Below are 24,102 nucleotides of genomic sequence, written 5' to 3'. Positions count from 1 at the left end.
AGGCCACGACCATCTGGTTGATGGCTTGTTTCCAGCCGGAAACTCGGGCTCCTTTCATGAGTCTGCCGGCTGTCGCTGAGACTCGTTTGGACTGCTCTTTGCCCTCTGGGCTATGCCACCGCGATTTTGGAGGGAACTGAATGGGTGGACTCCGAAGAGGACGTGGATGAACTCACCGGATACCACTCAGTGTGCCAGGGCCCAGCACCGATTGTGCTGCATTCGGAGTCCAAAGCGGAGGAAGCCGCAGTGCTGGCTGCGCACATTAAGGACTGGACCCAGGGCGAAGAAGACGTCTCCATCGGCGTACTTACCCGTACCAACCAGCGCGGCGAAGAGATCGCCCGCCAATTGGGTGAGCACGACGTAGCCGTCAGTGCTGGCCGCCGCACCTCCACGGAGCGCCCAGTGGCAGTGATGACGATGCACAACGCCAAAGGCTTAGAGTTTACGCACGTCATCCTCCTCGACGTCAACGCCGCGGCCCTCCCTCAGCGTTACCTATTGAGAGGGCTTGCCCCCGCCGAGGCCGATGAAGCTCTTCAACGAGAGCGGGCGCTGCTTTATGTTGCGGCGTCGCGTGCCCGCGACATGCTCCTAGTCAGCGTGGTCGGGGAGGCATCGGAGCTCTTGCCTGCGTAGAGGCGTTTCGGCCGCCAAGAGTATTGCAATGGCCTGGCCTTAGAGCAGGTTTTCGCCGCCGAGTTCGTGCGCCAAGGCGCCCTGGATGGTGGGGTAGCGGAAGGTATGGCCTATATCCTCCAGTACCTGTGGCTTCACACGCTGGTCGGCCAAGGCGAGTTCTTGCGCGCCTTGCTTGCCCAGGAGCAGGGCTGGGCCGAATTGGGGGATCGGCAGTATGGTGGGGCGGTGCAATTCGGCTGCTAAGGCAGAGACGAAGTCCTTATTGAGCACCGGGCCTGGCGATGCCCCATTGACCGGCCCCGCAAGCTTCTCATCCACGATGGCGCGGATATAGGCATCGGTGAGATCGTCTAAGGCGACCCAGCTGTACCAAAAGTTGCCGTCACCAAAGGCGCCGCCAAGCCCTGTGGAAAACAGTGCGCGCAAGAGCGGCAGCAGGCCGGAATTGCCGGACATGACGATGCCGGTGCGGATATTGACCACGCGCTTTCCGGCCTCGCGGGCGGGGTCGCAGGCTCGTTCCCAGTCCGCCACGACATCGGCAAGAAAGCCCTCGCCGCGCTCGGCGTCCTCGGAAAGCAGCTCAGCGCCGCGCTCGGAACCGTAAAAGCCGATGGCAGAGGCGCACACCATCGCCTGCACGGAATCGGTCGCGGCGACCAGGCGGGCGAGGTTTTCGGTGGGGCCCACGCGGGAGTCGCGGATATCGGACTTGTGGCTATCGTTGAAGCGCCCAAAGATGGGTTCGCCGGCCAGGTGTACGAGCACGTCGATGCCCTCGAGGAGATCGGGCCGCGGGTGGTGCGGGCGCCACTCGCGCTGGCCTGCCTCCGCCGTGCCGCGCACCAGCGGGATCACGGTGTGGCCTAAGGTTTGTAGCTGCGCGGTCAGCGCGCTGCCCACACTGCCGCGCGAGCCGGTCATCGCGATGGTCAAGGGCTTGTGGCCAAGTTGGCCTTCGCGCAGGCGGTTTTCAAAGGCAATATCCTCGATGAGCTGGTGCTGCCGATAGGCGAATACCGAGGTGAGGGCCGCGGCGGGAATGCGGGTATCTACCTCGTCCGTGATCAGCGTCCCGTCTGGGTGATCGGCAAAACGGTGCGTATGGCGCCACTTGGCAAATTTGCGGATGGGGGCGTTGACGCACACATCGCTGAAACTATAGCCGGCCTGGTAGCGCGCAAGGTCGTGCTGAGCCGTCCACTGCAAACCACCGGGCAGGGCGAGCAGGGAGGTGCCAGTGCCCAGATCGGTGGCCTGCTGCACCGGCTTCATCAAGGTGAAGGGGGCGTTCAGGCGCGTGAGCGCCCCTGGCCGGGTATGCCATTGCCAGACGTGTTCGCGGGAGGCTGGGACTACGTGCTGCGCGGAGAAACTCACTGCGTGATGCACCTCTTTCGGCTAAGCCTCACCCACGGGGTGGGTAAGGTGCTAGAGTAATACGTGTCTATCAGCATAGACGTCTACAAGTTCATTGACAGGCATCCTTTAAGGACCGCACCGTGAGGCGGGGAAGGAGGTCACGATGAGTGGAACTGACGTGAACGCGAACGAATTGGAGCTTTTAAGCGCCGATGATGTCTCGCGTACCGTTGCACGCATCGCGCACCAGATTATTGAAAAGACGGCGCTCGATTCCGCGGAGGCCCCGCGGGTCATTTTGCTGGGCATTCCCTCAGGCGGAGTGCCCCTAGCGGAGCGCCTCGCGCAAAAGATACACGAGTTTTCCGGGGTCCCCGTTCCATGGGGCTCGCTCGACATCACGTTGTACAGGGACGATTTGCGCAATTTCCCGCACCGCGCCCTGCAACCGACCTCCATCCCAGACGGAGGCATCGATAATGCCACCGTCATCTTGGTCGATGATGTCCTTTATTCCGGCCGCACCATCCGCGCCGCCCTCGATGCAGTGGGCGATGTTGGCCGGCCTTCGATTATCCAGTTGGCCGTATTGGTGGACCGCGGTCACCGCGAAGTCCCCATCCGCGCCGATTATGTGGGCAAGAACCTGCCCACGGCGCGGGAAGAAGATGTCTCCGTATATATCCAGGACATCGATGGCCGCGATGCCGTAGTCCTCACCCGCTCTACGTCCGCGGGCGATGCCGCGCAGATAAGGGGAACGCACTCATGAAACACCTCATCGATAGCGCGGAACTATCCCGCGCAGAGATCATCGGCCTGCTGGATGAGGCCGATCGTTTCCGCGAGGCGCTCGATGGCCGCGAGGTCAAAAAACTGCCGACGCTGCGCGGGCGCACGATTTATACGCTCTTTTATGAAAACTCCACGCGCACGCGCTCGTCCTTTGAAACGGCCGGAAAGTGGATGTCCGCTGACGTTATCAACCTCTCGGCGTCTACCTCGTCCGTGAAAAAGGGCGAGTCCCTCAAAGATACGGGCCTGACGCTGGCGGCCATCGGCGCCGATGCCATCATCATGCGCCACCCCTCTTCCGGCGCGCCGCAACAGCTGGCCCAGTGGGTGGACCCAGATGGCAACGGCCCTGCCGTTATCAATGCCGGCGACGGTGCGCATCAGCACCCGACGCAGGCCTTGCTCGATGCCGTCACGATGCGCCAGCGACTGGGCCTGCGCGGCAATAATGGCTTTGAAGGCCTGAAGGTAAAGATTGTGGGCGATTGCCTGCACTCGCGTGTGGTGCGCTCCAACGTGGATCTCCTGCACACCTTGGGCACGGAGGTCACCCTCGTGGGGCCTGCGACCTTGATGCCGTGGGGCGTGGACAAGTGGCCGGTCCGCGTGTCCTATGACTTTGATGCAGAGCTTGCGGATGCCGATGTCGTGATGATGCTGCGCGTGCAGCAAGAGCGCATGGACGGCGGTTTTTTCCCCTCCCACCGCGAGTACGCGCAGCTCTTCGGGCTCTCGCAGCAGCGCGCCGCGGCGCTGCACAAGGACGCCATTGTCATGCACCCAGGTCCCATGCTGCGCGGCATGGAGATCAACTACGCCGTGGCCGATATGGATAAAACCACGGTATTGCAGCAGGTCAATAACGGTGTCCACATGCGCATGGCAGTGCTTTTTACGCTGCTGACCAATGGGGACAACGCCGGGATTTAAACCGGGCAGAGCATAAGCCACGTAAAAGGGAGAGAAAATGACTACGTACCCAGCTACCGGCCGGCTGTCCGCCCCGGCCGAGAACCCACTACTGATTAAAAATATTCGCCTGTACGGGGAAGGCGAGCCCACCAACGTCCTCATCCGCGGTGGCGTTATTGACGCCATCGGCCCCGAGGTGCAGGCAGAAGGCACCGAGACCATCGACGGCGGCGGCAACGTGTTGCTGCCAGGCCTGGTTGATATGCACGTGCACCTGCGCGAGCCAGGCCGCGAGGATACCGAGACCATCGAGTCCGGTTCCAAGGCCGCGGCCAAGGGCGGGTTTACCGCGGTCTTTACCATGGCCAATACCACGCCGGTCACGGATCAGCCCATCATCGCCGAATCCGTGTGGGCGAAGTCCCAGGCGCTGGGGCTTTGCGATGTCCACCCGGTTGGCTCCATCACCAAGGGCCTAGAAGGCAAGTCCTTGACGGAGTTCGGCATGATGGCGCGTAGCGATGCCAAGGTGCGCATGTTTTCTGATGACGGCAAGTGCGTGCAAAACCCACAGCTCATGCGCCGCGCGCTGGAATACGCCAAGGGAATGGACGTGCTACTGGCCCAGCACGCCGAGGATGACCGCATGACCGGTGGGTCTTCCGCCCACGAGGGCGAAAACGCCGCACGGCTGGGCCTGCGCGGCTGGCCGCGCGTGGCGGAAGAATCCATCGTTGCCCGCGATGCCCTGCTCGCTCGCGATTACGGCAACCGCGTGCACATCTGCCACGCCTCCACGCAGGGCACGGTGGAGCTCCTGCAGTGGGCGAAGGAACACGATATTCCGCTTACCGCAGAGGTCACCCCGCACCACCTGCTGATGACCGATGACAAGCTGCGCACCTATGACGGCCTTTTCCGCGTGAACCCGCCGCTGCGCGAACAGCGCGATACGGAGGCGCTGCGCCAGGCGCTTCTTGATGGGACCATTGACTGCGTCGCCACCGACCACGCGCCGCACGGCTCCGAAGACAAGTGCGTGGAATTCGAAAATGCGCGTCCCGGCATGCTGGGATTGGAGTCCTCGCTGGCGGTCATCGCCAAGCTCTTTGTGGAAACCGGCCTGGCGGACTGGCGCTTTATTGCCCGCGTCATGTCCGAGCGCCCCGCCGAGATCACGCGCCTGCCAGGCCACGGCCGCCCCTTGGAAGTAGGGGAGCCAGCTAACTTAACCATCGTCGACCCGCAACACCACTGGGTATCCGATTCCGCTCAGCTTGCATCCAAGTCCCAGAACAACCCGTACGCGGGCGAGGAATTTGGTGCGCGAGTTACCCACACCATCTTGCGCGGCTCGGTAACGTTCGATCTGAACGCCGCAACCCATGACTAACCTTGCACACAGAAACCAATCAAGGCACAGAAAGGCCACGACGTGACTGATAAAACCCCAGCAATCCTCGTCCTTGCGGATGGGCGTACCTTCCGTGGCTACGGCTTCGGCGCGACCGGCACCACCCTCGGTGAGGCCGTATTTACCACCGCGATGACCGGTTACCAGGAAACGATGACGGATCCGTCCTACCACCGCCAGATCGTCGTCTCCGCCGCCCCGCACATTGGCAATACCGGCTGGAACGATGAGGACAACGAGTCCCACGGCAATAATATCTGGGTCGCAGGCCTGGTTATCCGCGATCTGTCCCGCCGCGTATCCAGCTGGCGCGCCGAGCGCAGCTTGAGCGAAGAAATGCAGGCCCAAGGCGTCATCGGCATCCGCGGCATCGATACCCGCACCCTGGTGCGCCACCTGCGCAACTATGGTTCCATCTCCGCGGGCCTCTTCTCCGGCGAGGCCGCCACCCGGCCCGTCGAGGAACTCCTCGAGGAAGTAAAGAGCCAATCCTCCATGGAGGGCGCGGATCTTGCCGCCGAGGTATCCACCGATAAGCCCTATGTTGTTGAGGCCCAAGGAGAAAAGAAGCACACCATCGTCGCCTTTGACATGGGCGTGAAGTCCGCAACGCCGCGCTACCTCTCCCAGCGCGGCATCGAGACCATCGTAGTGCCGTCAACGACCACCTTTGCAGAAGTTCAGTCCTATAACCCGGATGGCGTCTTTGTCTCCAACGGCCCGGGTGACCCGGCTACTGCCGATGACACCGTTGCCACCATCAAAAAGGTGCTCGCGGCGGACATCCCGTTCTTTGGCATCTGCTTTGGCAACCAGCTGCTCGGGCGCGCGCTGGGCCTAGATACCTACAAGATGAAATTCGGACACCGCGGCATCAACGTCCCGGTACGCAACCTGCTGACTGGCAAGATCGACATCACCTCCCAAAACCACGGCTTCGCGCTGAAAGCGCCAGATAACTACGACCTGGCCGAGAAGGACGCCGAATTCGCCTCGGACTTCGGCCCGGCCCACATCACGCACATCTGCTTGAACGATGACACGGTCGAGGGCGTCGCCCTGCGCAATGGCATGGCCTTTTCGGTGCAGTACCACCCGGAATCCGCCGCCGGCCCGCACGATGCCAACCCGCTCTTTGATCAATTCTTAGAGCTCATGGCCAACCACACCCCGAAAAAGTAGTCACCCAGGAAAAGGAAGAAATATTATGCCAAAGCGCACTGACATTAATCACGTCCTGGTCATCGGCTCCGGGCCCATCGTCATCGGCCAGGCCTGCGAGTTCGACTACTCCGGAACCCAGGCCTGCCGCGTCCTCAAGGAGGAGGGCCTGCGCGTGACCCTGGTGAACTCGAACCCGGCCACCATCATGACCGACCCCGAGTTCGCTGACCACACCTACGTCGAGCCCATCGAACCGGAATACATCGAAAAGATCCTGGTCAAGGAGTCCGAGGAAGGCCACCCCATCGACGCCGTGCTGGCTACCTTGGGCGGGCAAACCGCGCTGAACGCCGCGGTGCAGCTGGACCGCCAGGGCATTTTGGATAAGTACGATATCGAGCTCATCGGTGCCGATATCGATGCCATCGAGCGCGGCGAGGACCGCCAAAAGTTTAAAGACATCGTGGCCTCGGTAGGCGGGGAATCCGCCCGCTCGGCGGTGTGCCACAACATGGATGAGGTCCACGAGACCGTCGACAAGCTCGGCCTTCCCGTTGTGGTGCGCCCGTCTTTTACCATGGGTGGCCTGGGCTCTGGCCTGGCCTTCAATAACGAGGATTTGGACCGCATCGCCGGCGGCGGGCTTGCGGCTTCGCCGGAGGCCAACGTGCTCATCGAGGAATCCATCCTCGGCTGGAAAGAATTCGAGCTCGAGCTCATGCGCGATGGCGATGACAACGTGGTCGTCGTCGCCTCCATCGAAAACGTCGATGCCCTGGGCGTGCATACCGGGGACTCCGTGACCGTGGCGCCGGCGCTGACGCTGACGGACCGCGAGTTCCAGAAGATGCGCGATCTGGGCATCGACATCATCCGCGAGGTCGGCGTTGATACCGGCGGCTGTAATATCCAGTTCGCCTTGAACCCGGATGATGGCCGCATCATCGTCATTGAGATGAACCCACGCGTCTCCCGCTCCTCGGCGCTGGCCTCCAAGGCCACGGGGTTCCCCATTGCAAAGTTGGCCGCGAAATTGGCCATTGGCTATACGTTGGACGAGGTGCAAAATGACATCACCGGCGAAACCCAAGCGGCGTTCGAGCCGACCTTGGATTATGTCATTGTCAAGGCGCCCCGCTTTGCCTTCGAGAAGTTCCCCGGCGCCGATGACACCTTGACCACCACGATGAAATCGGTGGGCGAGGCCATGGGCATCGGCCGCAACTACATCTCCGGCCTGAATAAGGTGATGCGCTCGCTGGAAAACAAGCCCAACGGGTTCTGGACCAAGCCAGATGAGTACTTTGCGGGCGAGCGCGCCACCGACGTGCAGGCGGTGCTCAAGGATCTCGAGCGCCCCACCGAGGGCCGCATGTACGATATCGAGCTGGCCCTGCGCCTTGGCGCTACGGTCGACGAGGTCCACGAGGCCTCCGGCGTGGACCCATGGTTCATCGCGGAGCTCGAGGGCCTGGTGGAATTCCGCCAGGAGCTTGTTGATGCCCCCGTGCTCACCGAGCAGCTCCTGCGCGAGGCCAAGGTCTTTGGGCTTTCCGATGCCCAAATTGCCGCCCTGCGCCCCGAGTTCAACGGCGAAGACGGCGTGCGCAGCCTGCGCTGGCGCATGGGCATTCGCCCCGTCTTCAAGACCGTCGATACGTGCGCCGGCGAGTTCGAGGCGCAAACGCCATACCACTACAGCTCCTATGAGCTGGACCCCGATGCCGAAACCGAGGTCCACCCGGCGCCGGAAGGCTCGAAGGGCAAGGTCATCATCTTGGGCTCTGGCCCGAACCGCATTGGCCAGGGCATCGAATTCGATTACTCCTGCGTGCACGCCGCCCTTGAGCTTTCCCGCAAGGGCTATGAGACCGTGATGGTCAACTGCAACCCTGAGACGGTATCGACCGACTATGACACCGCTGATCGCCTGTACTTCGAGCCGCTGACCTTCGAAGACGTCATGGAGGTCTACCACGCAGAGGCAGCCTCCGGCGAGGTCGCCGGCGTGTTGGTGCAGCTGGGCGGCCAAACCCCGCTGGGTTTGGCCGAGCGCCTCGATGCGGCCGGCGTGCCGGTGGTGGGCACCAGCCCTGCGGCCATCGACTCCGCCGAGGACCGCGGCGAATTCGGCAAGGTACTGGACGCGGCCGAGCTGGCAGCGCCATCGTATGGCACCGCCACCTCCTTCGAGGAGGCCCGGAAGGTCGCGGCCTCCATCGGCTACCCGGTTCTGGTTCGCCCCTCCTACGTGTTGGGCGGCAGCGGCATGGAAATCGTCTACGATGAGCAGTCGCTGGAGAACTATATCGAGCGCGCCACCGAGCTCTCCCCAGACCACCCGGTCTTGGTGGACCGCTTCTTGGACTCGGCCATCGAGATCGACGTCGACGCCCTGTGCGACGGCAACGAGGTCTACTTGGGCGGCGTGATGGAGCACATCGAGGAAGCCGGCGTTCACTCCGGCGACTCCTCCTGCGCCCTGCCGCCGATGACGCTGGGACCAGAGGACATCGACAAGGTACGCGAATCCACGCGCCGCTTGGCCGAGGGCATTGGCGTAAAGGGCCTGATGAACGTCCAGTTCGCCTTGAAGGATGACATCCTTTATGTCATTGAGGCCAACCCGCGCGCATCGCGCACCGTTCCGTTCGTGTCCAAGGCGACCGGCGTGCCGCTGGCTAAGGCCGCCGCCCGCATCATGATGGGATCTACCATCGCGGAACTGCGGGAAGAAGGTCTCATCCCATCGGCCTACGACGGCGGCTCCTTGCCGCTTGACCACCCGATTGCGGTCAAGGAAGCGGTCTTGCCCTTCGAGCGCTTCCGTCGGCCAGACGGCAGCCTTCTCGATACCCTGTTGTCGCCGGAGATGAAGTCCACCGGTGAGGTAATGGGGCTGGCCACCAACTTTGGTGCGGCCTATGCCAAGGGTGAAATCGCCGCCTTTGCCGTGCCGCCCACGGAAGGCACCATCTTCGTCTCCGTGGCCAACCGGGATAAGCGCACCCTGATTTTCCCCATCCAGCGCTTGGCGCGCATGGGCTACAACATCGTCGCTACCGCAGGTACCGCGCAGATGCTGCGCCGCAATGGCATCGAGTGCGAGGTTGCCGTCAAGGTCTCTGAGGCCAAGGAGGGCGAAGAGTCCATCGTGGACAAGATTTTCAACGGCGAGATTGACTGGATTCTCAATACGCCAGCCGGCTCTGCCGGTGCGCGCCACGATGGCTACGATATCCGCGCCGCAGCGGTGCACATGGGCCTGCCGCTCGTCACGGTGGTCCAGGGCATTACGGCGGCGGTGCAGGGCATCGAGGCGCTGCGCCAGGGTGATTTGCAGGTCCGTGCACTTCAGGAGCTTGAGCATGGCCCACGCAACTAAATCCTTTGGCCAGCGCTTGGAAGGCGCCGGCCGCGAGCGCGGGCGGCTTTGCGTAGGCATCGACCCGCACCCGTACCTCTTAGAGCACTGGGGGCTGGAAAATACCGCAGAAGGCCTGCGCACCTTCAGCCTGCGCTGCGTCGAGGCCTTTGCGGACACCGCTGCCTTGGTAAAGCCGCAGGTGGCCTTCTTCGAGCGCTTCGGCGCTGCTGGCTTTGCGGTTTTGGAAGAAACGCTGGCCGGCCTGCGCGAGGCAGGATGCCTGACGGTAGCAGATGCCAAGCGCGGCGATATCGGCTCCACGATGGAAGGCTATGGCGATGCCTGGCTAGGGGAGACCTCGCCGCTGCGCGCTGACTCGGTTACACTTTCGCCATACCTCGGCGTTGGGGCGCTGGGCGCGGCCATTACCATGGCGCAAGAAAACAACCGCGGAGTATTCGTCCTCGCGGCAACCTCTAATCCAGAGGCGCGCGCCATTCAGGCGGTGCCCGCGGGGACTGCGGACTCGATTGCCCAGGCGGTTATCGATGAGTGCGCCGCCTTTAATGCCTCAGCGCTTGAGGCTGGCGTTGCTGGAAGCGTCGGCGTTGTGGTGGGCGCGACCGTCGAGAACCCGCCCCGCTTGGACGCGCTTAATGGCCCGGTGCTGCTTCCCGGCGTCGGCGCCCAGGGGGCGGGTCCCGCGCAGGTGCACTCCACTGTGTCTGCGTGCCCGCAGCTTGGGTTCGCCAATGTCTCGCGCGCCGTCTTGCAACGCGGCCCCCAGGTCGATGACCTGCGCAAAGCGGTGATCGATACCGCAGACCAATTCCGGGATTAGAACACGCGGCGGGGCCAATTAACGGCCGCGCCGTTTACCTGGTATTTTGGTCTAAGCATGTGCGTTGACGTGCTAAAACGAGCGGCCCATCTGGGCCGTTGATCGTCATCGTGTCACTAGCGGTGCTAGGATAATCAGAAGTCGGTGTGCTCGAAGGTTCAGGGTAACTTTCCGCGGTATTTCCATCGCGTTTGGCAGCCGGAATCTGGTACCAAGTATCAGAAGTAATAGAAGCAATCTAATGAATCGGAGGAAACTCGTGGCCCTTCCAAAGTTGACTGATGAGCAGCGTAAGGAAGCTCTCGCAAAGGCCGCTGAGGCCCGCAAGGCTCGCGCTGAGCTCAAGGCTGCGCTTAAGCGCGGCGAAACCGACCTGAAGGACGTGCTGGAAAAGGCTGAGACCGATGAGATCATCGGCAAGACCAAGGTTTCCGCACTCCTCGAGGCTCTGCCTAAGGTTGGCAAGGTCAAGGCCAAGGAAATCATGGAAGATCTGGAGATTGCGCAGACCCGTCGCCTGCGCGGTCTGGGTGAGCGCCAGCGTCGTGCTCTGCTTGAGCGCTTCGGTTACGACGACGAATAATCACGTCTATGGCTGACGCAACTGCTCGCGGTCGCCTCGTCGTGTTGGCGGGTCCTTCCGCAGTGGGGAAATCCACCGTAGTCTCGCGTCTACGGCATGACGTCGAGGGGCTGTATTTCAGCGTGTCTATGACTACGCGCCAGCCCCGCCCCGGGGAGCAAGATGGCGTGGATTATTTCTTCGTCACCCCTGAGGCCTTTCAGGAACGCATTGATGCCGGTGAGATGCTCGAATGGGCAGATATTCACGGCGGATTGCAGCGTTCCGGAACACCCGCCCGGCCCGTAGAAGAGGCCTTAGACGCCGGTCGCCCGGTTCTCGTCGAGGTCGATTTGGCCGGTGCGCGCAGCGTTCGCAAGGCCTTGCCGGAAGCGGATTTGGTCTTCTTGGCACCGCCTTCGTGGGAGGTGTTGGTAGAGCGCCTGACCGGTCGCGGTACCGAACCGCAAGACGTCATTGATCGTAGGTTGCACACTGCGTACGAGGAACTAGCTGCACAGGATGAGTTTGATCACGTTGTGGTCAATGAAAACCTAGATGAGGCAGTGGCCGCCATTAGTGATATCCTGCGTGGATAGACTCTTTTTTGACCATCTTCAACCAATGTAAAGGTGCATGTGACTAACGTGACCACCCCTTCTAACACTGAATCCGCGAAGTCGGAACCGGTATTTGATGACCCGATTGGCATTACGGACCCGCCAATCGATGAGCTGTTGGACAAGGTTTCTTCCAAGTACGCCTTGGTGATTTTCGCTGCCAAGCGTGCGCGCCAGATCAATAGCTACTACCAAGAGCAAGATGAAGGCGTCTTTGAGTTCGTCGGCCCACTGGTTAACCCAGAGCCCGGCGAGAAGCCACTGTCCATCGCGCTGCGCGAAATCGATGCAGGTCTGTTGGACCACGAGGAAGGCAAGTAACTAGCGCGCGCTTTCGCGTGCGCACCTTGTGCCTCATTTCAGCCCCGTCCGGCCAACCCCATATGGTTTCACTTCTGTGGAACTACCGGGGTGGCTGGGCGGGGTTCTTGTCATGCCTGCACGGTACGATTGGGCGATGTGACTGACTTAAATTCTCCTCGCAATATCGTGTTGGGCGTTGCCGGTGGCATCGCCGCGTATAAGGCCTGCCACTTGGTGCGCAATTTCAAAGAACATGGCGATAATGTCCGCGTCGTTCCTACAGAAAGCGCATTGAACTTCGTAGGTGCCGCCACTTTTGAGGCATTATCCGGAAATCCGGTTTCCACCAGTGTTTTTGAAGCCGTCGAGGACGTTCAACACGTAGCTGTAGGGCAGGAGGCCGATGCCGTGGTCATCGCCCCTGCCACGGCTGATCTTATTGCCCGCCTGGCCGCGGGACGCGCCGATGATCTCTTGACCGCGACCGTGCTGGTGGCAACGTGTCCTATCATTGTGGCGCCCGCCATGCACACCGAAATGTGGAATAACCCAGCGACGCAACACAACGTAAAGATCCTGCGCCGGCGCGGAATTACCGTCATGGAACCAGCGCACGGGCGCCTTACGGGTAAGGATACGGGCGCAGGCAGGCTGCCGGATCCAGAACAAATTGCCGCCATCGCGCGCACCGAGCTCGCGGGTTTTCATATCGATCACAGCTGGACGGGGCTGAAGGTGGTTATTTCTGCCGGTGGCACCCAAGAGGAATTGGATCCGGTGCGTTATTTAGGAAACCGTTCCTCGGGCAGGCAGGGCTTTGCGCTGGCAGAGGTGGCCGCGCACAAGGGCGCGGATGTCACGGTTGTGGCCGGCAATACGGCGGAGCTGCCCGTACCGAGTGGGGCTACGATCCGGAACATCCTTTCTGCGCAAGACTTGGAGGCCGCGATGCGCGAGGAATCCCGCGATGCCGATATCGTCATCATGGCCGCTGCGGTCGCGGATTACCGGCCCGCGAATGTGGCCGAGTCCAAAATGAAAAAGGGCAAGGCGGATGATGCGCTTGCCGCGCTGGAGATGGTGGAAAACCCAGATATTTTGAAGTCTCTCGTGGCAGCCCGCGAGGAGGGCGAGGTGCCGCAGAAGTGCGTCATCGTCGGTTTCGCGGCCGAGACGGGGGATGCCAATTCTTCGGCGCTGGATTATGCGAAAGAAAAGTTTGCGCGCAAGGGGTGCGACGTACTGATGGCCAATGAGGTTGGCCGCGGCGTGACCTTTGGCCAGGAAAGCAGCGAGGGGTGGATCCTGCGACGAAACGAGGAACCGCAGCGCGTGGAGCATGGATCTAAGCAGGTCGTCGCGGCGCAGATTCTGGGCGTCGTGAATGAAATGATTGAATCGGGAAATTAAATATTGCGTTTATAGACCGCTTGGTCTAGGGTTGCCTTGTGATGGGTTGGGGCAGAATGCCTCGGTATCGAATACGTAATAATCAAAGGAAGTTTTTGTGACTGATAACGCTGCAGTGGAAGCTCGTCTTTTTACAAGCGAGTCCGTTACTGAGGGGCACCCGGATAAAATCTGTGACGCCATCTCGGATGCCATCTTGGATGCACTTTTAAAAAAGGATCCGGAGTCTCGCGTTGCCGTGGAAACGCTGGTTACCACCGGCCAGGTGCACGTCGTGGGCGAGGTCCGCACCAACGCTTACGTGGAAATTCCGGCTCTTGTGCGCGAGACCCTAAAGTCCATCGGCTTTACCTCTTCCGATGTGGGCTTTGATGGCAATACCTGTGGTGTCAATATCGCCATCGGCGAGCAGTCGCAGGAAATCGGTGCCGGCGTGGATACCTCCACCGAGGCGCGCGACCAGGGCGCGGATTATGACGAGGAAAATGATACCGCCGGCGCCGGCGACCAGGGCCTGATGTTTGGTTACGCGTCGAATGAAACCGCGGAGTACATGCCGTTGCCCATCGCCTTGGCGCACCGCCTGTCCCGCCGCCTGACCCAGGTGCGCAAAGAGGACATCGTGGACCACCTGCGCCCGGACGGCAAGACCCAGGTGACCTTCGCTTATAACGACAATAATGAGCCCTCTCACCTGGATACGGTCGTTATTTCTACCCAGCACGATCCTGAGGTTGATAGCCAATGGCTAGAAACCCACCTGCGCAGCGAGGTGCTCGATTGGGTTATTAAGGATGCCGGGCTCGATAAGTACTACACCGATGAGACCAACCTCTTGGTCAATCCTTCCGGCTCCTTCATCTTGGGCGGTCCTATGGGCGATGCTGGCCTTACCGGACGCAAGATCATCGTGGATACCTACGGTGGCATGGCCCGCCACGGCGGCGGTGCCTTCTCCGGCAAGGACCCCAGCAAGGTGGACCGCTCTGCGGCCTACGCCATGCGCTGGGTGGCCAAGAATATCGTCGCGGCAGACCTGGCGGATCGCGCAGAGGTGCAGGTGGCCTACGCCATTGGTCGCGCCAAGCCGGTTGGCCTCTACGTCGAGACTTTCGGAACCGCGAAGCAGAACTTGACCGATGAGCAGATCCAGGCCGCCGTTAATAAGGTCTTTGACCTTCGTCCGGCCGCCATTATCCGCGAATTAGGTCTGCTGCGTCCTATCTACGGCCAGACCGCCGCCTACGGCCACTTTGGCCGTACCGACGTTGACCTGCCGTGGGAGCAGTTGGATCGTGTGGAGGAATTGCGCGCTGCCGCTGGTCTGTAGAATGTGGGCTTATGCCTAAGAAAACACCTGCCGCCCGGAAACCGGTCGCGCGGGTGTTGCCTCTTTTGGGGGTTGCCCACCTCGATCGGGGCTTTGATTACCTGGTAGATGAGGCCGAATCCGATAGCGCCCAAGCCGGGGTGAAGGTGCGCATTCGGTTTAATGGGCGCTTGGTGGATGCGATCATCGTCGAGCGCAAGCATGAGTCCGATTTTGGTGGGCAGCTGCGCTTTATCGAGCGGGTCATCTCTCCATTCCAGGTCTATCCACCGCAACTGTCCCGGCTGGTGGAAGCCCTTGCGGATCGCTATGGCGGAATTTGCTCCGATATCATTCGCTCCGCCATTCCGCCGCGGCACGCAAAGGCAGAAGAAGCGGATTTGGATACGCCGTGGGAAGAACTCGGCGCAGCCAGCGAGCCCGATTTATCCGGGTGGTCTGCCTATCAACATGGGGAAACTTTTGTTGATTCCATCTTGGGCGGGAAATTGGCCCGCGCCGCGTGGCAAATCGCTCCCGGCGATGAATGGGAAGATGCGCTCGCGGCCTTAGCGGCCAAGGTTGCCCTGGGCGGGGGAGGAGTCCTAATCGTGGTCCCAGACCAAAAGGTGGTGGACTCCCTTGAAAACGCCCTGCGCGGTGTTGTGGGACCGAAACAAATTACGGTGCTGACCAATAGCATGGGCCCGCAGGCGCGCTATCGCCGCTATCTTTCGGCCTTGGTGGGGCAGGCGCGAATCGTCATTGGCACGCGCTCGGCGGCTTTTACCCCCGTGGACAACCTGCAGCTGGCCGTCATTTTTGATGATGGTAACGATAACTTGGTGGATAATATCAAGCCCTACGTCCACGCCCGGGAGGTGCTTACCACCCGCTCTGCCTTTGAAAATTGCAGCTTCATTGCGGTCAACCATTCGCGGACGGCGGAAACCCAGTTATTGGTGGACTCTGGGTGGGCACATGACCTCATCCCGAGCGCCTCAACCATCGAGGCCCGCCGGCCCGATATTTTGGCCATTGGCGCCTACGGGCTATCCATTTCCAGGGACTTAGAGGGCGGTACGACCTCTGTGCAAGCCCCAGCCTTTCAGGCGGCGCAGCAAGCCCTCGACCGCGGCGAACCGGTGCTAGTGCAGGTCCCGCGCAAGGGGTATGCGCCTATCTTGGCCTGTGGAAAGTGCCATTCTCCCGCGCGGTGCCGGCACTGCAATGGTCCATTGGGGTTGCCTCCGAGCTCCGAGCGCTCAAGCGAGGAAGCCGTCATGCCTACCTGCCGCTGGTGCGGGCGCATTGCTACCAATCATCGCTGTACCGAGTGCGGATCGCCGCGCCTGCGCGCCATCGTCTTAGGCTCTGAACGCACCGCGGAGGAATTGGGGCGCGCCTTTCCCAATACGTCCGTCGTGGTCTCTGGCGGCAATAAGGTCGTGGGCTCAATTGAGAATGCCCCGGCATTAGTGATTGCTACCCCTGGCGCCGAGCCGCGGGTGAATGGCGGCGCCTATGGTGCGGCGCTCCTGTTGGACGCGGGCACCTTATTAAACCGGCAAGACTTGCGCGCCACCGAGGACTGCCTGGCCAAATGGGCGCAGGCGGCCACCATGGTCAGGCCGCATTTTAAGGGCGGGCGCGTCATCATCGCCGCGGATCCGGAACTTCCCGTCGTCCGCCACTTCATGAGCTGGGACATGGTCGCGGCCGCGGCAGAGGAATTGTGCGCCCGGCGCGAGGTGCGCTTTCCGCCGGCCGTGCACTTCGCCGCCATCGACGGGGCGGACGCGGCTCTGGATTCCTTCGAGCAGTTGGTGGATCTGCCAGAGCACGCCGAGGTCTTAGGCCCAGTTCCGCTCCCGCCAGGGGACAGCCTCCCCGGGGAATACGATGTGGACCGCTTTGGCCCACCCCAACGCCTGGTGGTGCGCGTCCCGCTGGGGCCGCGATCGCAGCTGGGGCGCGCGCTGCGCAAGGCCAATGCGGCGCGCAGCGCGCGAAAAGATGAATTGCCGCTTCGCATCACGGTCGATCCCATTCACGTGGGCTAGAAGTGTGCATAGACTTAAGCGGTTAGGCAGTACAAGAGAAAGGGATAAATCAGTGGCGGAATTAGACATCAGGCTCTACGGGGATCCCGTACTGAGCACGCGGGCCGAAGAGATTACGACCTTTGATTCCAGCCTGCGCACGCTGGCGCAGAACATGTTGGAGACCATGGATGCCGCCGGCGGGGTGGGGCTCGCGGCGAACCAGGTGGGCATACTCAAGCGCATCTTTGTCTATGACTGTTCGCCTATCCAGGCCGGATTGCGCGGGGTTCTCATCAACCCCGTGTGGACGCCGCTGGGAGAAGACATGCAGACTGGCCTGGAAGGATGCCTATCCATCCCGGGGATTCGCGCCGATACGCCGCGGCACAACCGGGTATTTGTCTCTGGGCGCGATGTAGAAGGCAGGCCGGTGGGGATGGTCGCCTCAGGGCTTTTGGCTCGGTGCATTCAGCATGAAACCGATCACCTTGATGGAGTGTTATTCCTGCGCCGGCTTGGCGATGCCGACCGCAAGGCCGCCATGCGTACCATCCGCGAAGCCGATTGGTTTAATAGCGCGGGGTAGGCGAGCTTCGGCAACGCAGGCAGGCTCGTTGTACCCTAGAATTTTCACCCGAGACCTCGAGGAGACTCATCCAGTATGCGGATTATTTTTGCCGGCACCCCAGAGCCGGCGGTGGTGGCATTGGAGAAATTGCTTGCCTCCAGCCACGAAGTGGTAGCGGTCATTACCCGGCCCGATGCGAAGAAGGGCAGGGGCCGCAGCCTTCACCCGAGCCCGGTCAAGGCCTTAGCGCAAGAGCACGGCATCGAGGTGCTGACCCCATCTACGCTGCGGCCTGGCACGGAGGATGGCGATAACCTGCGCCAGCGCCTGGCGGAGCTGCAGCCCGAGGCCATCCCGCTGGTGGCCTACGGCAACCTCATTAGCAAGGATCTCTTAGACGTCGCGCGCCATGGTTGGGTTAACCTGCACTTTTCCCTTCTTCCCGCTTGGCGCGGCGCGGCGCCGGTGCAGGCGGCTATCGCAGCGGGCGATGATATTACCGGCGCGTCCACCTTCCGGATCGAGGAAGGCTTGGATACGGGCCCGGTATTCGGCACGGTGACAGAAGGCATTACCGGGACGGATACCGCAGACGATCTGCTCACACGGCTGGCGTATGCCGGGGCGGATCTCCTGGTCGCCACCATGGATGGGCTAGAGGCTGGCACGCTGGAGCCGCAGCCCCAAAGCGGCGAGGCCACCTATGCGCCGAAGATTTCCACCGACGCCGCCCGCATTGACTGGGCGCAGCCTGCCTTCGCCATCGACCGGCATATCCGCGCCCACGCACCGGGCCCGGGCGCGTGGACGCTGCTTGACGATGCCCGCCTCAAGCTCGGCCCGGTGAGTCTTACCGAGGGCATCGGCAAGCAGCTGCAGCCGGGCGAGGCGCTGATTCGCAAGGACGCGGTGTACATCGGGACCGCGACGCAACCGGTGCAGCTGGATAGGATTCAGCCGCCGGGCAAAAAGATGATGAATGCGGCCGATTGGGCGCGTGGATTAGGAAAGAACGCAGAGGTGAGGTTCCAGTGACTGGTGGATTCCGCTCCCGCAGCAAGTCCGGCGACAAGGCGCCGGAGGCTACGCAGCACGGCAAGAATGGTGCGCCCCAGCGCGGCAATGCGCAGCGCGGTAGTGCGCAGCGTGGCCAAGGCAAGCGTGATCAAAGCAAACGTGGTCCGCTACGCCAGGGCAACCGAGGTCATCGGGATACCCGGGGTGGCCGGAGTAGCCGGAATGCGGGCGCGCAGAACGCAGGCGCGGGGAAGTCCCTTGTGCAGGCCGCCATCGACCAGGGCGTGGATCCGGCCCGCGCCGTCGCCTTCGATGTGGTGCGCCGGGTAAGCGAAGAGGATGCGTTTGCCAACCTTGTCCTGCCAAAGGCGCTGCGCAAGCAGAAGCTCACCGGCCGCGATGCCGCGTTTGCCACGGAGATTACCTATGGCACCCTGCGCACCTTGGGCGTGCTCGATGCGGTGATCGCGCAGTGTTCCTCGCGCGAGTTGGAGGCAATCTCGCCGGTGGTCATCGATGCCCTTCGCCTGGGCACTTACCAGATTCTCTATACGCGCGTGGAACCCCACGCGGCGGTAGATACCTCTGTCCGGCTCGTCGTGGCGGGCGGGGAGGAAAAAGCTAAAGGGTTTGCCAATGGCATCTTGCGCACCATTACCCGCACGCCGCCGAATGAGTGGCTCAAGCGTCTTGCCCCAGAAGGCGAAATCGCAGGCCTGGCCTTTAGGCATGCGCACCCAACATGGATCGCGGAGTCCTTTGCCCGCGTTGTGGACCCCGAGGAATTGCCCGCTGCCTTAGAAGCGGATTCCGAGCGCCCGAGCGTGCACCTGGTGGCACGGCCGGGCGAAATTTCCGCCGAGGAATTGGCGCTGATTACCGGAAACGAAGAAGGTACCTATTCGCCCTACGCGGTGTATATGGACTCCGGGGATCCAGGCCAATTGGAACCGGTCCAGCAGGGCATGGCCGCGGTTCAGGATGAAGGCTCGCAGCTTATCGCTCGCGCCGTCTGCGAGGTGCCCGTCAGCGGTACTGACCAGGGCCGCTGGCTCGACCTGTGCGCGGGCCCGGGTGGCAAGGCGGCCCTGATGGGGGCCTTGGCGCGCATCGAGTCCGCGCACGTCGATGCCGTGGAAGTATCGGCGCACCGTGCGAAACTGATTGAAAAGACCGTGCAAGGGCTGCCGGTGACCGTCCATGTGGCCGATGGCCGCAACCCGCAGGTCGGCTCGGGATTCGATCGCATCTTGGTGGACGCGCCGTGTTCGGGGCTGGGCGCATTGCGGCGCCGCCCAGAGGCGCGGTGGCGGAAATCGGAGGACGATATTGCCGAGCTTTCGACACTGCAATTCGAGCTCTTGTCCTCTGCTTTAAAGCTCGTGCGCCCGGGCGGGGTGGTGGTGTATTCCACCTGTTCGCCGGATCTGCGCGAAACCCGCGCCATCGTGGACCAAGCGGTAGACAAGCTGGGTGCGCAGGAACTGGACGCACGGGATTTTATCCCGGATATGGGCAATGTAGGGAAAGAAAAATCCGTCCAAATGTGGCCGCACCGCCACGGCACCGATGCCATGTTCATGGCGGTGCTGCGGCGCGGCGATGAGGAAGGGCGCTAGGATTAACGGTATGCCTGCACCACTTATTTCTCCATCAATTTTGGCTGCTGACTTCGCGCGGCTAGGTGAACAACTAGAGGCCATCTCGAATGCCGATTGGATCCATGTAGACATCATGGACGGGCACTTTGTTCCCAACCTTTCCTTCGGTCCGGATATTACGGCCACGGTGAAAAGGTCCACGGATAAGCCGCTTGACGTGCACCTGATGATTGAGGAACCGGCGAAATGGGTGGAGACCTATATCAATGCCGGTGCCACCACCATCATTTTTCATGTGGAAGCGGTTGAGAGTGAGGTAGCCGCGGTGGAATTGGCAGAAAAAATCCGGGATTTGGGCGCGCGTGCGGCCTTTTCCATCAAGCCGGATACGCCCATTGAGCCGTGGCTGGATAAGCTGCACCATTTTGATGAGGTGCTGGTCATGTCCGTGGAACCAGGTTTCGGCGGCCAGAAATTTATGCCCGATATGCTGGAGAAGGTCCGCGCCCTGCGCGAGAGCATTGACCAGCAGAACCTGGATACCGTCATTGAAATCGATGGCGGCATCGATCCGGAAACCATTGGCTTGGCCGCGGAGGCCGGGTGCGATTCCTTCGTGGCGGGTTCGGCCGTATTCAAATGCGATGATCCAGCGCAGGCGGTGGAAGAACTGCGCGCGCTTGCAGCACGGTCATAATGGCCGGCGCGATGGATGCAACGAATATTTCCGAAGCATTGCTTCAGGCCATGCAGGCCGGCGCGGCGGTGCGCGGTACCACAAGCCCCAATCCACCCGTAGGCGCGGTGATTTTATCCGCAACCGGTGACGTTGTGGGGCGCGGTGCGACCCAGCCGGTGGGCGGTGCTCACGCGGAAGTCATGGCGCTGCGCGCAGCCGGCGAAAAGGCCCGCGGTGGCACGGCCGTTGTTACCCTGGAGCCCTGCGCGCATACGGGAAGGACGGGGCCTTGCGCCACGGCGCTTATCGATGCCGGAATTGCTCGCGTGTTCTACCTCCATCCCGATCCCACGCCCCAAGCAGGCGGTGGCGCGCAAGCCTTGGCCGCAGCCGGGGTAGAAGTGGGCCGGCTCACCGCGCCGGATGGCGTCGAAGACGCGGTGCGTGCTTGGTTGCGCGCGGTAAAGCTGCAGCGCCCGCACGTGACCCTAAAATTCGCGCAGACCTTGGACGGGTTTACCGCTGCGGCCGATGGCACGAGCCAATGGATCACCAGCCCCGAGGCCCGCGAGTGGGTCCATGCCGATAGGGCGCGGCGCGATGCCATCATCATCGGCACTGGCACTGCGCTTGCCGATAACCCCTCGCTTACCGCACGTTGTAGCGATGGGCGTTTGCGGGAGCACCAGCCGCGCCGCGTGGTCATCGGCAAGCGCGATCTCCAAGCCGCGGGGGAGAAGGCCTCTCACCTGCAGCAGCTGGGATTTGAGCAATATGACACCATCGAGGGCGCGCTCGACGAGCTGTATGCCAGCGGCGCCCGCGACGTCTTGGTGGAAGGCGGGGCGGGACTGGCCCAGAGCTTCATCGAGGCCGGTGTCGTGGACGCGCTGGCGGCGTATATTGCCCCCATCCTGCTCGGCCAAGGGCGCGGAATTCTGGCGAATGCGGTGGCGCACACGCTTGCCGATGCCCCACGTTTTACCACCGTGCGCACCACCAGCCTCGGGCCCGATGTCCTCGTCGAATACGAGGCGCGGAATGAGCGTTAAAAGATTAGATACTTAAGAGACGAATACAAGGGGTTTCATTGTTTACAGGGCTAGTACAAGAACTCGGCACGGTAGCCGCGCTCGAGCAACAGGCGGATGCGCTGCGGCTGAGCATTCGCGCACCACAGACGGTGAGTGACGCGCGCCTAGGAGATTCCATTGCCATCAATGGCGTGTGCCTTACCATCGCGGAATTGGATGGGGACAACTTCTTTGCCGATGTGATGCAAGAATCGTTGGACCGGACGGGACTCGGGCAACTGGTAGAAGGCGCGCGGGTGAATGTCGAGCCGGCATTGTTGCCCACCACCCGGCTGGGTGGACACATGATGCAGGGCCATGTCGATGGCACGGCGCGCTTGGTCTCGCGCGAGCACTCGGAGCACTGGGACGTGCTGCGCTTTAGCTTGCCCCGCGAACTCGCCCGGTACGTCGTGGAAAAGGGCTCCATCGCGGTCAACGGCACGTCCTTGACGGTCAGCGCCGTAGGCGAAGATTGGTTCGAGGTCTCCCTCATTCCCACCACTTTGCGGGAGACGACGCACGGTGAATCTCAGGTCGGCGATATCGTAAACCTCGAGGTGGATGTGCTGGCGAAGTACGTGGAAAAGATGCTTCACCCCGAATCCGGAATTGCTCAAGCAAAGGACTAGACTGCTAGGTTATGTTCGCGACTGAAGAGAGCATCCATTTTGATGCCATCGATCACGCCATTGCGGAGATTGCCGCCGGCAAGCCCGTCATCGTCATGGATGATGAAGGACGGGAAAATGAAGGGGATCTGATCTTTGCCGCGGAGCTGGCAACCCCGGAACTGGTCGCGTTTATGGTGCGGTATTCCTCCGGATACGTGTGCGCCTCGCTATTGCCGGAAGATTGCCAGCGGCTCGATTTGCCGCCGATGATGGCGCATAACCAAGATGTGCGCCAGACCGCCTATACGGTCACCGTGGATGCGGCGACGGGCTCTACCGGAATTTCTGCGGCCTCCCGCGCGGAAACCATCCGCCGCTTGGCGGATCCCTCGACCCGGTCCAGCGACTTTACCCGGCCGGGTCACGTGGTTCCCCTGCGTGCACGGCCCGGTGGGGTGCTGGAGCGCGATGGTCATACGGAAGCCGCGGTCGATTTGGCGCGCCTTGCTGGCCTTCGCCCCGCCGGCGTGCTGTGCGAAGTCGTCTCCGAAGAGGACCCAACGGACATGGCCCGCGGGCCGGAGCTGCGCCGTTTTGCCAATAAGCACGGCCTCGCCCTGATCTCTATTGCGCAGCTCATCGAGTGGCGCCGCCACCATGAGATGCAAACCCAGCGCGCGGTAGAAACCCGCCTGCCCACCGAATACGGCGAATTCACCGCGATTGGTTACCGCCATGACCTCGATGGCCAAGAGCACATCGCCTTGATCGCCGGCGATCCCGCGCAGCTTCGCGGCGCCCGCGATGTTGTGGTGCGCGTGCATTCCGAGTGCCTGACCGGAGACGTCTTTGGCTCGCGCCGCTGCGATTGCGGCCCCCAGTTGCAGGAATCCCTGCGCAAGGTGCAGGAAGCCGGCACTGGAGTAGTAATTTACCTGCGCGGCCATGAAGGCCGCGGGATCGGATTGGTGCACAAGCTGCAGGCGTACCGGCTCCAGGACGAAGGTTGGGATACGGTCGATGCCAACCTGGAACAGGGGCTGCCAGAAGATGCCCGCGAGTATTCCGTGGCCGGCCAGATCCTGAAGGACCTTGGGGTGGAATCAGCGCAGCTGCTGACCAATAACCCTCACAAGGGCGAAGGCCTTGCCGGCTTTGGCATTGAGGTCAGTCGGCACACCCCGCTGACCATCGCGGCAAACGCCGATAATATTCGGTATTTGCGCACCAAACGCGACCGCATGGGTCACAATCTTCCGCAGGTGGCACAGTGGGACGCGCAGCACGAAGGAGAATTAGGTAAATGAGTAAAGAAGGATTGCCCGCTATCGCGCAGGTAGATGCGCGCGGCCTCCGTGTCGCGGTCGTGACCGCGACGTGGAACGAAGAGGTCTGCGATCAGTTGCACCAACAAGCGGTGGAGACTGCGCGCGCTAATGGGGCAGAGGTCGCGGAGTTCCGCGTCGTCGGTTCCCTGGAACTGGGCGTGGTTGTCCAAGCAGCCGCGCGGAAGTTCGATGCCGTCGTTGCCTTGGGCTGCGTCATCCGCGGCGGTACCCCGCACTTCGATTACGTCTGCGATTCCGTCACCCAAGCCCTAACGCGCATCTCCTTGGATGAATCGACGCCGATTGGCAATGGGGTATTGACGGTCAATGACCAGCAGCAGGCCATCGATCGCGCAGGCTTTCCTGACTCGGCGGAAAACAAGGGCGCAGAATCCATGATTGCGGCTTTAGATACCGCGCTGCAATTGCGTAGACTAAACGCAGATTAAAGGCAGGCAGGACTTCCGGAGGAG

General features: G+C 61.9%; 22 protein-coding genes. 21 read left to right on the top strand and 1 reads right to left on the bottom strand.

Going from position 1 to position 24,102, the window contains the following annotated elements; all coding sequences use genetic code 11:
• Window positions 1–144: 144 nt before the first annotated feature.
• Window positions 145–642, top strand: coding sequence for a 3'-5' exonuclease (locus tag ACLI1Q_RS06965; protein ID WP_284771925.1), 498 nt, complete (start codon window positions 145–147; stop codon window positions 640–642).
• A gap of 39 nt (window positions 643–681) precedes the next feature.
• Here ACLI1Q_RS06965 and ACLI1Q_RS06960 read toward each other — a convergent pair whose 3' ends face one another.
• A complete protein-coding gene (locus ACLI1Q_RS06960; protein WP_284771924.1) occupies window positions 682–2,025 on the bottom strand; it encodes a TIGR01777 family oxidoreductase in 1,344 nt (447 codons plus the stop codon).
• A gap of 145 nt (window positions 2,026–2,170) precedes the next feature.
• Between ACLI1Q_RS06960 and pyrR the strand changes: the two genes are divergently transcribed.
• From pyrR to ribH, 20 genes are all read left to right on the top strand, one after another.
• Window positions 2,171–2,779 (top strand): bifunctional pyr operon transcriptional regulator/uracil phosphoribosyltransferase PyrR, encoded by a 609-nt coding sequence (gene pyrR / locus ACLI1Q_RS06955; RefSeq protein ID WP_284771923.1) that lies wholly within the window; start codon window positions 2,171–2,173, stop codon window positions 2,777–2,779.
• Window positions 2,776–3,732: an aspartate carbamoyltransferase catalytic subunit gene (locus tag ACLI1Q_RS06950; RefSeq protein ID WP_284771922.1), complete on the top strand. Its 957-nt coding sequence runs from the start codon at window positions 2,776–2,778 to the stop codon at window positions 3,730–3,732. The genes pyrR and ACLI1Q_RS06950 overlap by 4 nt, the downstream gene beginning before the upstream one ends.
• A gap of 37 nt (window positions 3,733–3,769) precedes the next feature.
• Window positions 3,770–5,107: a dihydroorotase gene (locus tag ACLI1Q_RS06945; RefSeq protein ID WP_284771921.1), complete on the top strand. Its 1,338-nt coding sequence runs from the start codon at window positions 3,770–3,772 to the stop codon at window positions 5,105–5,107.
• Between the two features lie 42 nt (window positions 5,108–5,149).
• The gene (gene carA / locus ACLI1Q_RS06940) at window positions 5,150–6,310 is read left to right on the top strand and encodes a glutamine-hydrolyzing carbamoyl-phosphate synthase small subunit (RefSeq protein WP_284771920.1); all 1,161 of its coding nucleotides are present in this window, start codon (window positions 5,150–5,152) and stop codon (window positions 6,308–6,310) included.
• Between the two features lie 25 nt (window positions 6,311–6,335).
• Window positions 6,336–9,677 (top strand): carbamoyl-phosphate synthase large subunit, encoded by a 3,342-nt coding sequence (carB, locus tag ACLI1Q_RS06935; protein ID WP_284771919.1) that lies wholly within the window; start codon window positions 6,336–6,338, stop codon window positions 9,675–9,677.
• On the top strand, window positions 9,661–10,500 hold the full coding sequence (pyrF, locus tag ACLI1Q_RS06930) for an orotidine-5'-phosphate decarboxylase (RefSeq protein ID WP_284771918.1): 840 nt from the start codon (window positions 9,661–9,663) through the stop codon (window positions 10,498–10,500). Before carB ends, pyrF begins: the two co-directional genes overlap by 17 nt.
• 259 nt (window positions 10,501–10,759) lie before the next feature.
• Complete coding sequence (gene mihF, locus ACLI1Q_RS06925) at window positions 10,760–11,083, top strand: integration host factor, actinobacterial type (RefSeq protein WP_023017443.1); 324 nt, start codon at window positions 10,760–10,762, stop codon at window positions 11,081–11,083.
• 8 nt (window positions 11,084–11,091) lie between these two features.
• Window positions 11,092–11,661, top strand: coding sequence for a guanylate kinase (gene gmk, locus ACLI1Q_RS06920; RefSeq protein ID WP_005283138.1), 570 nt, complete (start codon window positions 11,092–11,094; stop codon window positions 11,659–11,661).
• Between the two features lie 39 nt (window positions 11,662–11,700).
• On the top strand, window positions 11,701–12,003 hold the full coding sequence (gene rpoZ, locus ACLI1Q_RS06915) for a DNA-directed RNA polymerase subunit omega (RefSeq protein WP_005279075.1): 303 nt from the start codon (window positions 11,701–11,703) through the stop codon (window positions 12,001–12,003).
• Window positions 12,004–12,141: 138 nt separating this feature from the next.
• Window positions 12,142–13,395, top strand: coding sequence for a bifunctional phosphopantothenoylcysteine decarboxylase/phosphopantothenate--cysteine ligase CoaBC (gene coaBC, locus ACLI1Q_RS06910; RefSeq protein ID WP_411696934.1), 1,254 nt, complete (start codon window positions 12,142–12,144; stop codon window positions 13,393–13,395).
• A 97-nt stretch (window positions 13,396–13,492) separates the two neighbouring features.
• Window positions 13,493–14,725, top strand: coding sequence for a methionine adenosyltransferase (gene metK, locus ACLI1Q_RS06905; RefSeq protein WP_284771916.1), 1,233 nt, complete (start codon window positions 13,493–13,495; stop codon window positions 14,723–14,725).
• 11 nt (window positions 14,726–14,736) lie between these two features.
• Window positions 14,737–16,767, top strand: a complete 2,031-nt coding sequence (locus ACLI1Q_RS06900) for a primosomal protein N' (protein WP_284771915.1) — start codon at window positions 14,737–14,739, stop codon at window positions 16,765–16,767.
• A 52-nt stretch (window positions 16,768–16,819) separates the two neighbouring features.
• Window positions 16,820–17,335 (top strand): peptide deformylase, encoded by a 516-nt coding sequence (gene def, locus ACLI1Q_RS06895; RefSeq protein WP_284771914.1) that lies wholly within the window; start codon window positions 16,820–16,822, stop codon window positions 17,333–17,335.
• A gap of 75 nt (window positions 17,336–17,410) precedes the next feature.
• Window positions 17,411–18,352, top strand: coding sequence for a methionyl-tRNA formyltransferase (gene fmt, locus ACLI1Q_RS06890; protein ID WP_411696933.1), 942 nt, complete (start codon window positions 17,411–17,413; stop codon window positions 18,350–18,352).
• On the top strand, window positions 18,349–19,953 hold the full coding sequence (locus ACLI1Q_RS06885) for an RsmB/NOP family class I SAM-dependent RNA methyltransferase (RefSeq protein WP_411696932.1): 1,605 nt from the start codon (window positions 18,349–18,351) through the stop codon (window positions 19,951–19,953). The genes fmt and ACLI1Q_RS06885 overlap by 4 nt, the downstream gene beginning before the upstream one ends.
• Before the next feature lie 10 nt (window positions 19,954–19,963).
• Window positions 19,964–20,632: a ribulose-phosphate 3-epimerase gene (rpe, locus tag ACLI1Q_RS06880; RefSeq protein WP_284771912.1), complete on the top strand. Its 669-nt coding sequence runs from the start codon at window positions 19,964–19,966 to the stop codon at window positions 20,630–20,632.
• An 11-nt stretch (window positions 20,633–20,643) separates the two neighbouring features.
• On the top strand, window positions 20,644–21,666 hold the full coding sequence (gene ribD, locus ACLI1Q_RS06875; protein ID WP_284771911.1) for a bifunctional diaminohydroxyphosphoribosylaminopyrimidine deaminase/5-amino-6-(5-phosphoribosylamino)uracil reductase RibD: 1,023 nt from the start codon (window positions 20,644–20,646) through the stop codon (window positions 21,664–21,666).
• Window positions 21,667–21,704: 38 nt separating this feature from the next.
• On the top strand, window positions 21,705–22,319 hold the full coding sequence (locus tag ACLI1Q_RS06870) for a riboflavin synthase (protein WP_284771910.1): 615 nt from the start codon (window positions 21,705–21,707) through the stop codon (window positions 22,317–22,319).
• An 11-nt stretch (window positions 22,320–22,330) separates the two neighbouring features.
• A complete protein-coding gene (locus ACLI1Q_RS06865) occupies window positions 22,331–23,608 on the top strand; it encodes a bifunctional 3,4-dihydroxy-2-butanone-4-phosphate synthase/GTP cyclohydrolase II (protein ID WP_284771909.1) in 1,278 nt (425 codons plus the stop codon).
• A complete protein-coding gene (gene ribH, locus ACLI1Q_RS06860) occupies window positions 23,605–24,078 on the top strand; it encodes a 6,7-dimethyl-8-ribityllumazine synthase (RefSeq protein ID WP_284609441.1) in 474 nt (157 codons plus the stop codon). Before ACLI1Q_RS06865 ends, ribH begins: the two co-directional genes overlap by 4 nt.
• Window positions 24,079–24,102 lie beyond the last annotated feature (24 nt).

Origin of the sequence: Corynebacterium limaceinasi, assembly GCF_046717465.1 — a bacterium.
GTDB lineage: Bacteria > Actinomycetota > Actinomycetes > Mycobacteriales > Mycobacteriaceae > Corynebacterium.
This window is presented reverse-complemented; position numbering and strand designations above follow the sequence as displayed.

Coding starts and splice junctions, on each gene's coding strand:
- pyrR (WP_284771923.1), top strand. CDS start 2,171: ATGAGTGGAACTGACGTGAACGCGAACGAATTGGAGCTTTTAAGCGCC.
- carB (WP_284771919.1), top strand. CDS start 6,336: ATGCCAAAGCGCACTGACATTAATCACGTCCTGGTCATCGGCTCCGGG.
- ACLI1Q_RS06945 (WP_284771921.1), top strand. CDS start 3,770: ATGACTACGTACCCAGCTACCGGCCGGCTGTCCGCCCCGGCCGAGAAC.
- ribD (WP_284771911.1), top strand. CDS start 20,644: ATGGATGCAACGAATATTTCCGAAGCATTGCTTCAGGCCATGCAGGCC.
- ACLI1Q_RS06900 (WP_284771915.1), top strand. CDS start 14,737: ATGCCTAAGAAAACACCTGCCGCCCGGAAACCGGTCGCGCGGGTGTTG.
- rpe (WP_284771912.1), top strand. CDS start 19,964: ATGCCTGCACCACTTATTTCTCCATCAATTTTGGCTGCTGACTTCGCG.
- gmk (WP_005283138.1), top strand. CDS start 11,092: ATGGCTGACGCAACTGCTCGCGGTCGCCTCGTCGTGTTGGCGGGTCCT.
- fmt (WP_411696933.1), top strand. CDS start 17,411: ATGCGGATTATTTTTGCCGGCACCCCAGAGCCGGCGGTGGTGGCATTG.
- pyrF (WP_284771918.1), top strand. CDS start 9,661: ATGGCCCACGCAACTAAATCCTTTGGCCAGCGCTTGGAAGGCGCCGGC.
- ribH (WP_284609441.1), top strand. CDS start 23,605: ATGAGTAAAGAAGGATTGCCCGCTATCGCGCAGGTAGATGCGCGCGGC.
- ACLI1Q_RS06950 (WP_284771922.1), top strand. CDS start 2,776: ATGAAACACCTCATCGATAGCGCGGAACTATCCCGCGCAGAGATCATC.
- ACLI1Q_RS06865 (WP_284771909.1), top strand. CDS start 22,331: ATGTTCGCGACTGAAGAGAGCATCCATTTTGATGCCATCGATCACGCC.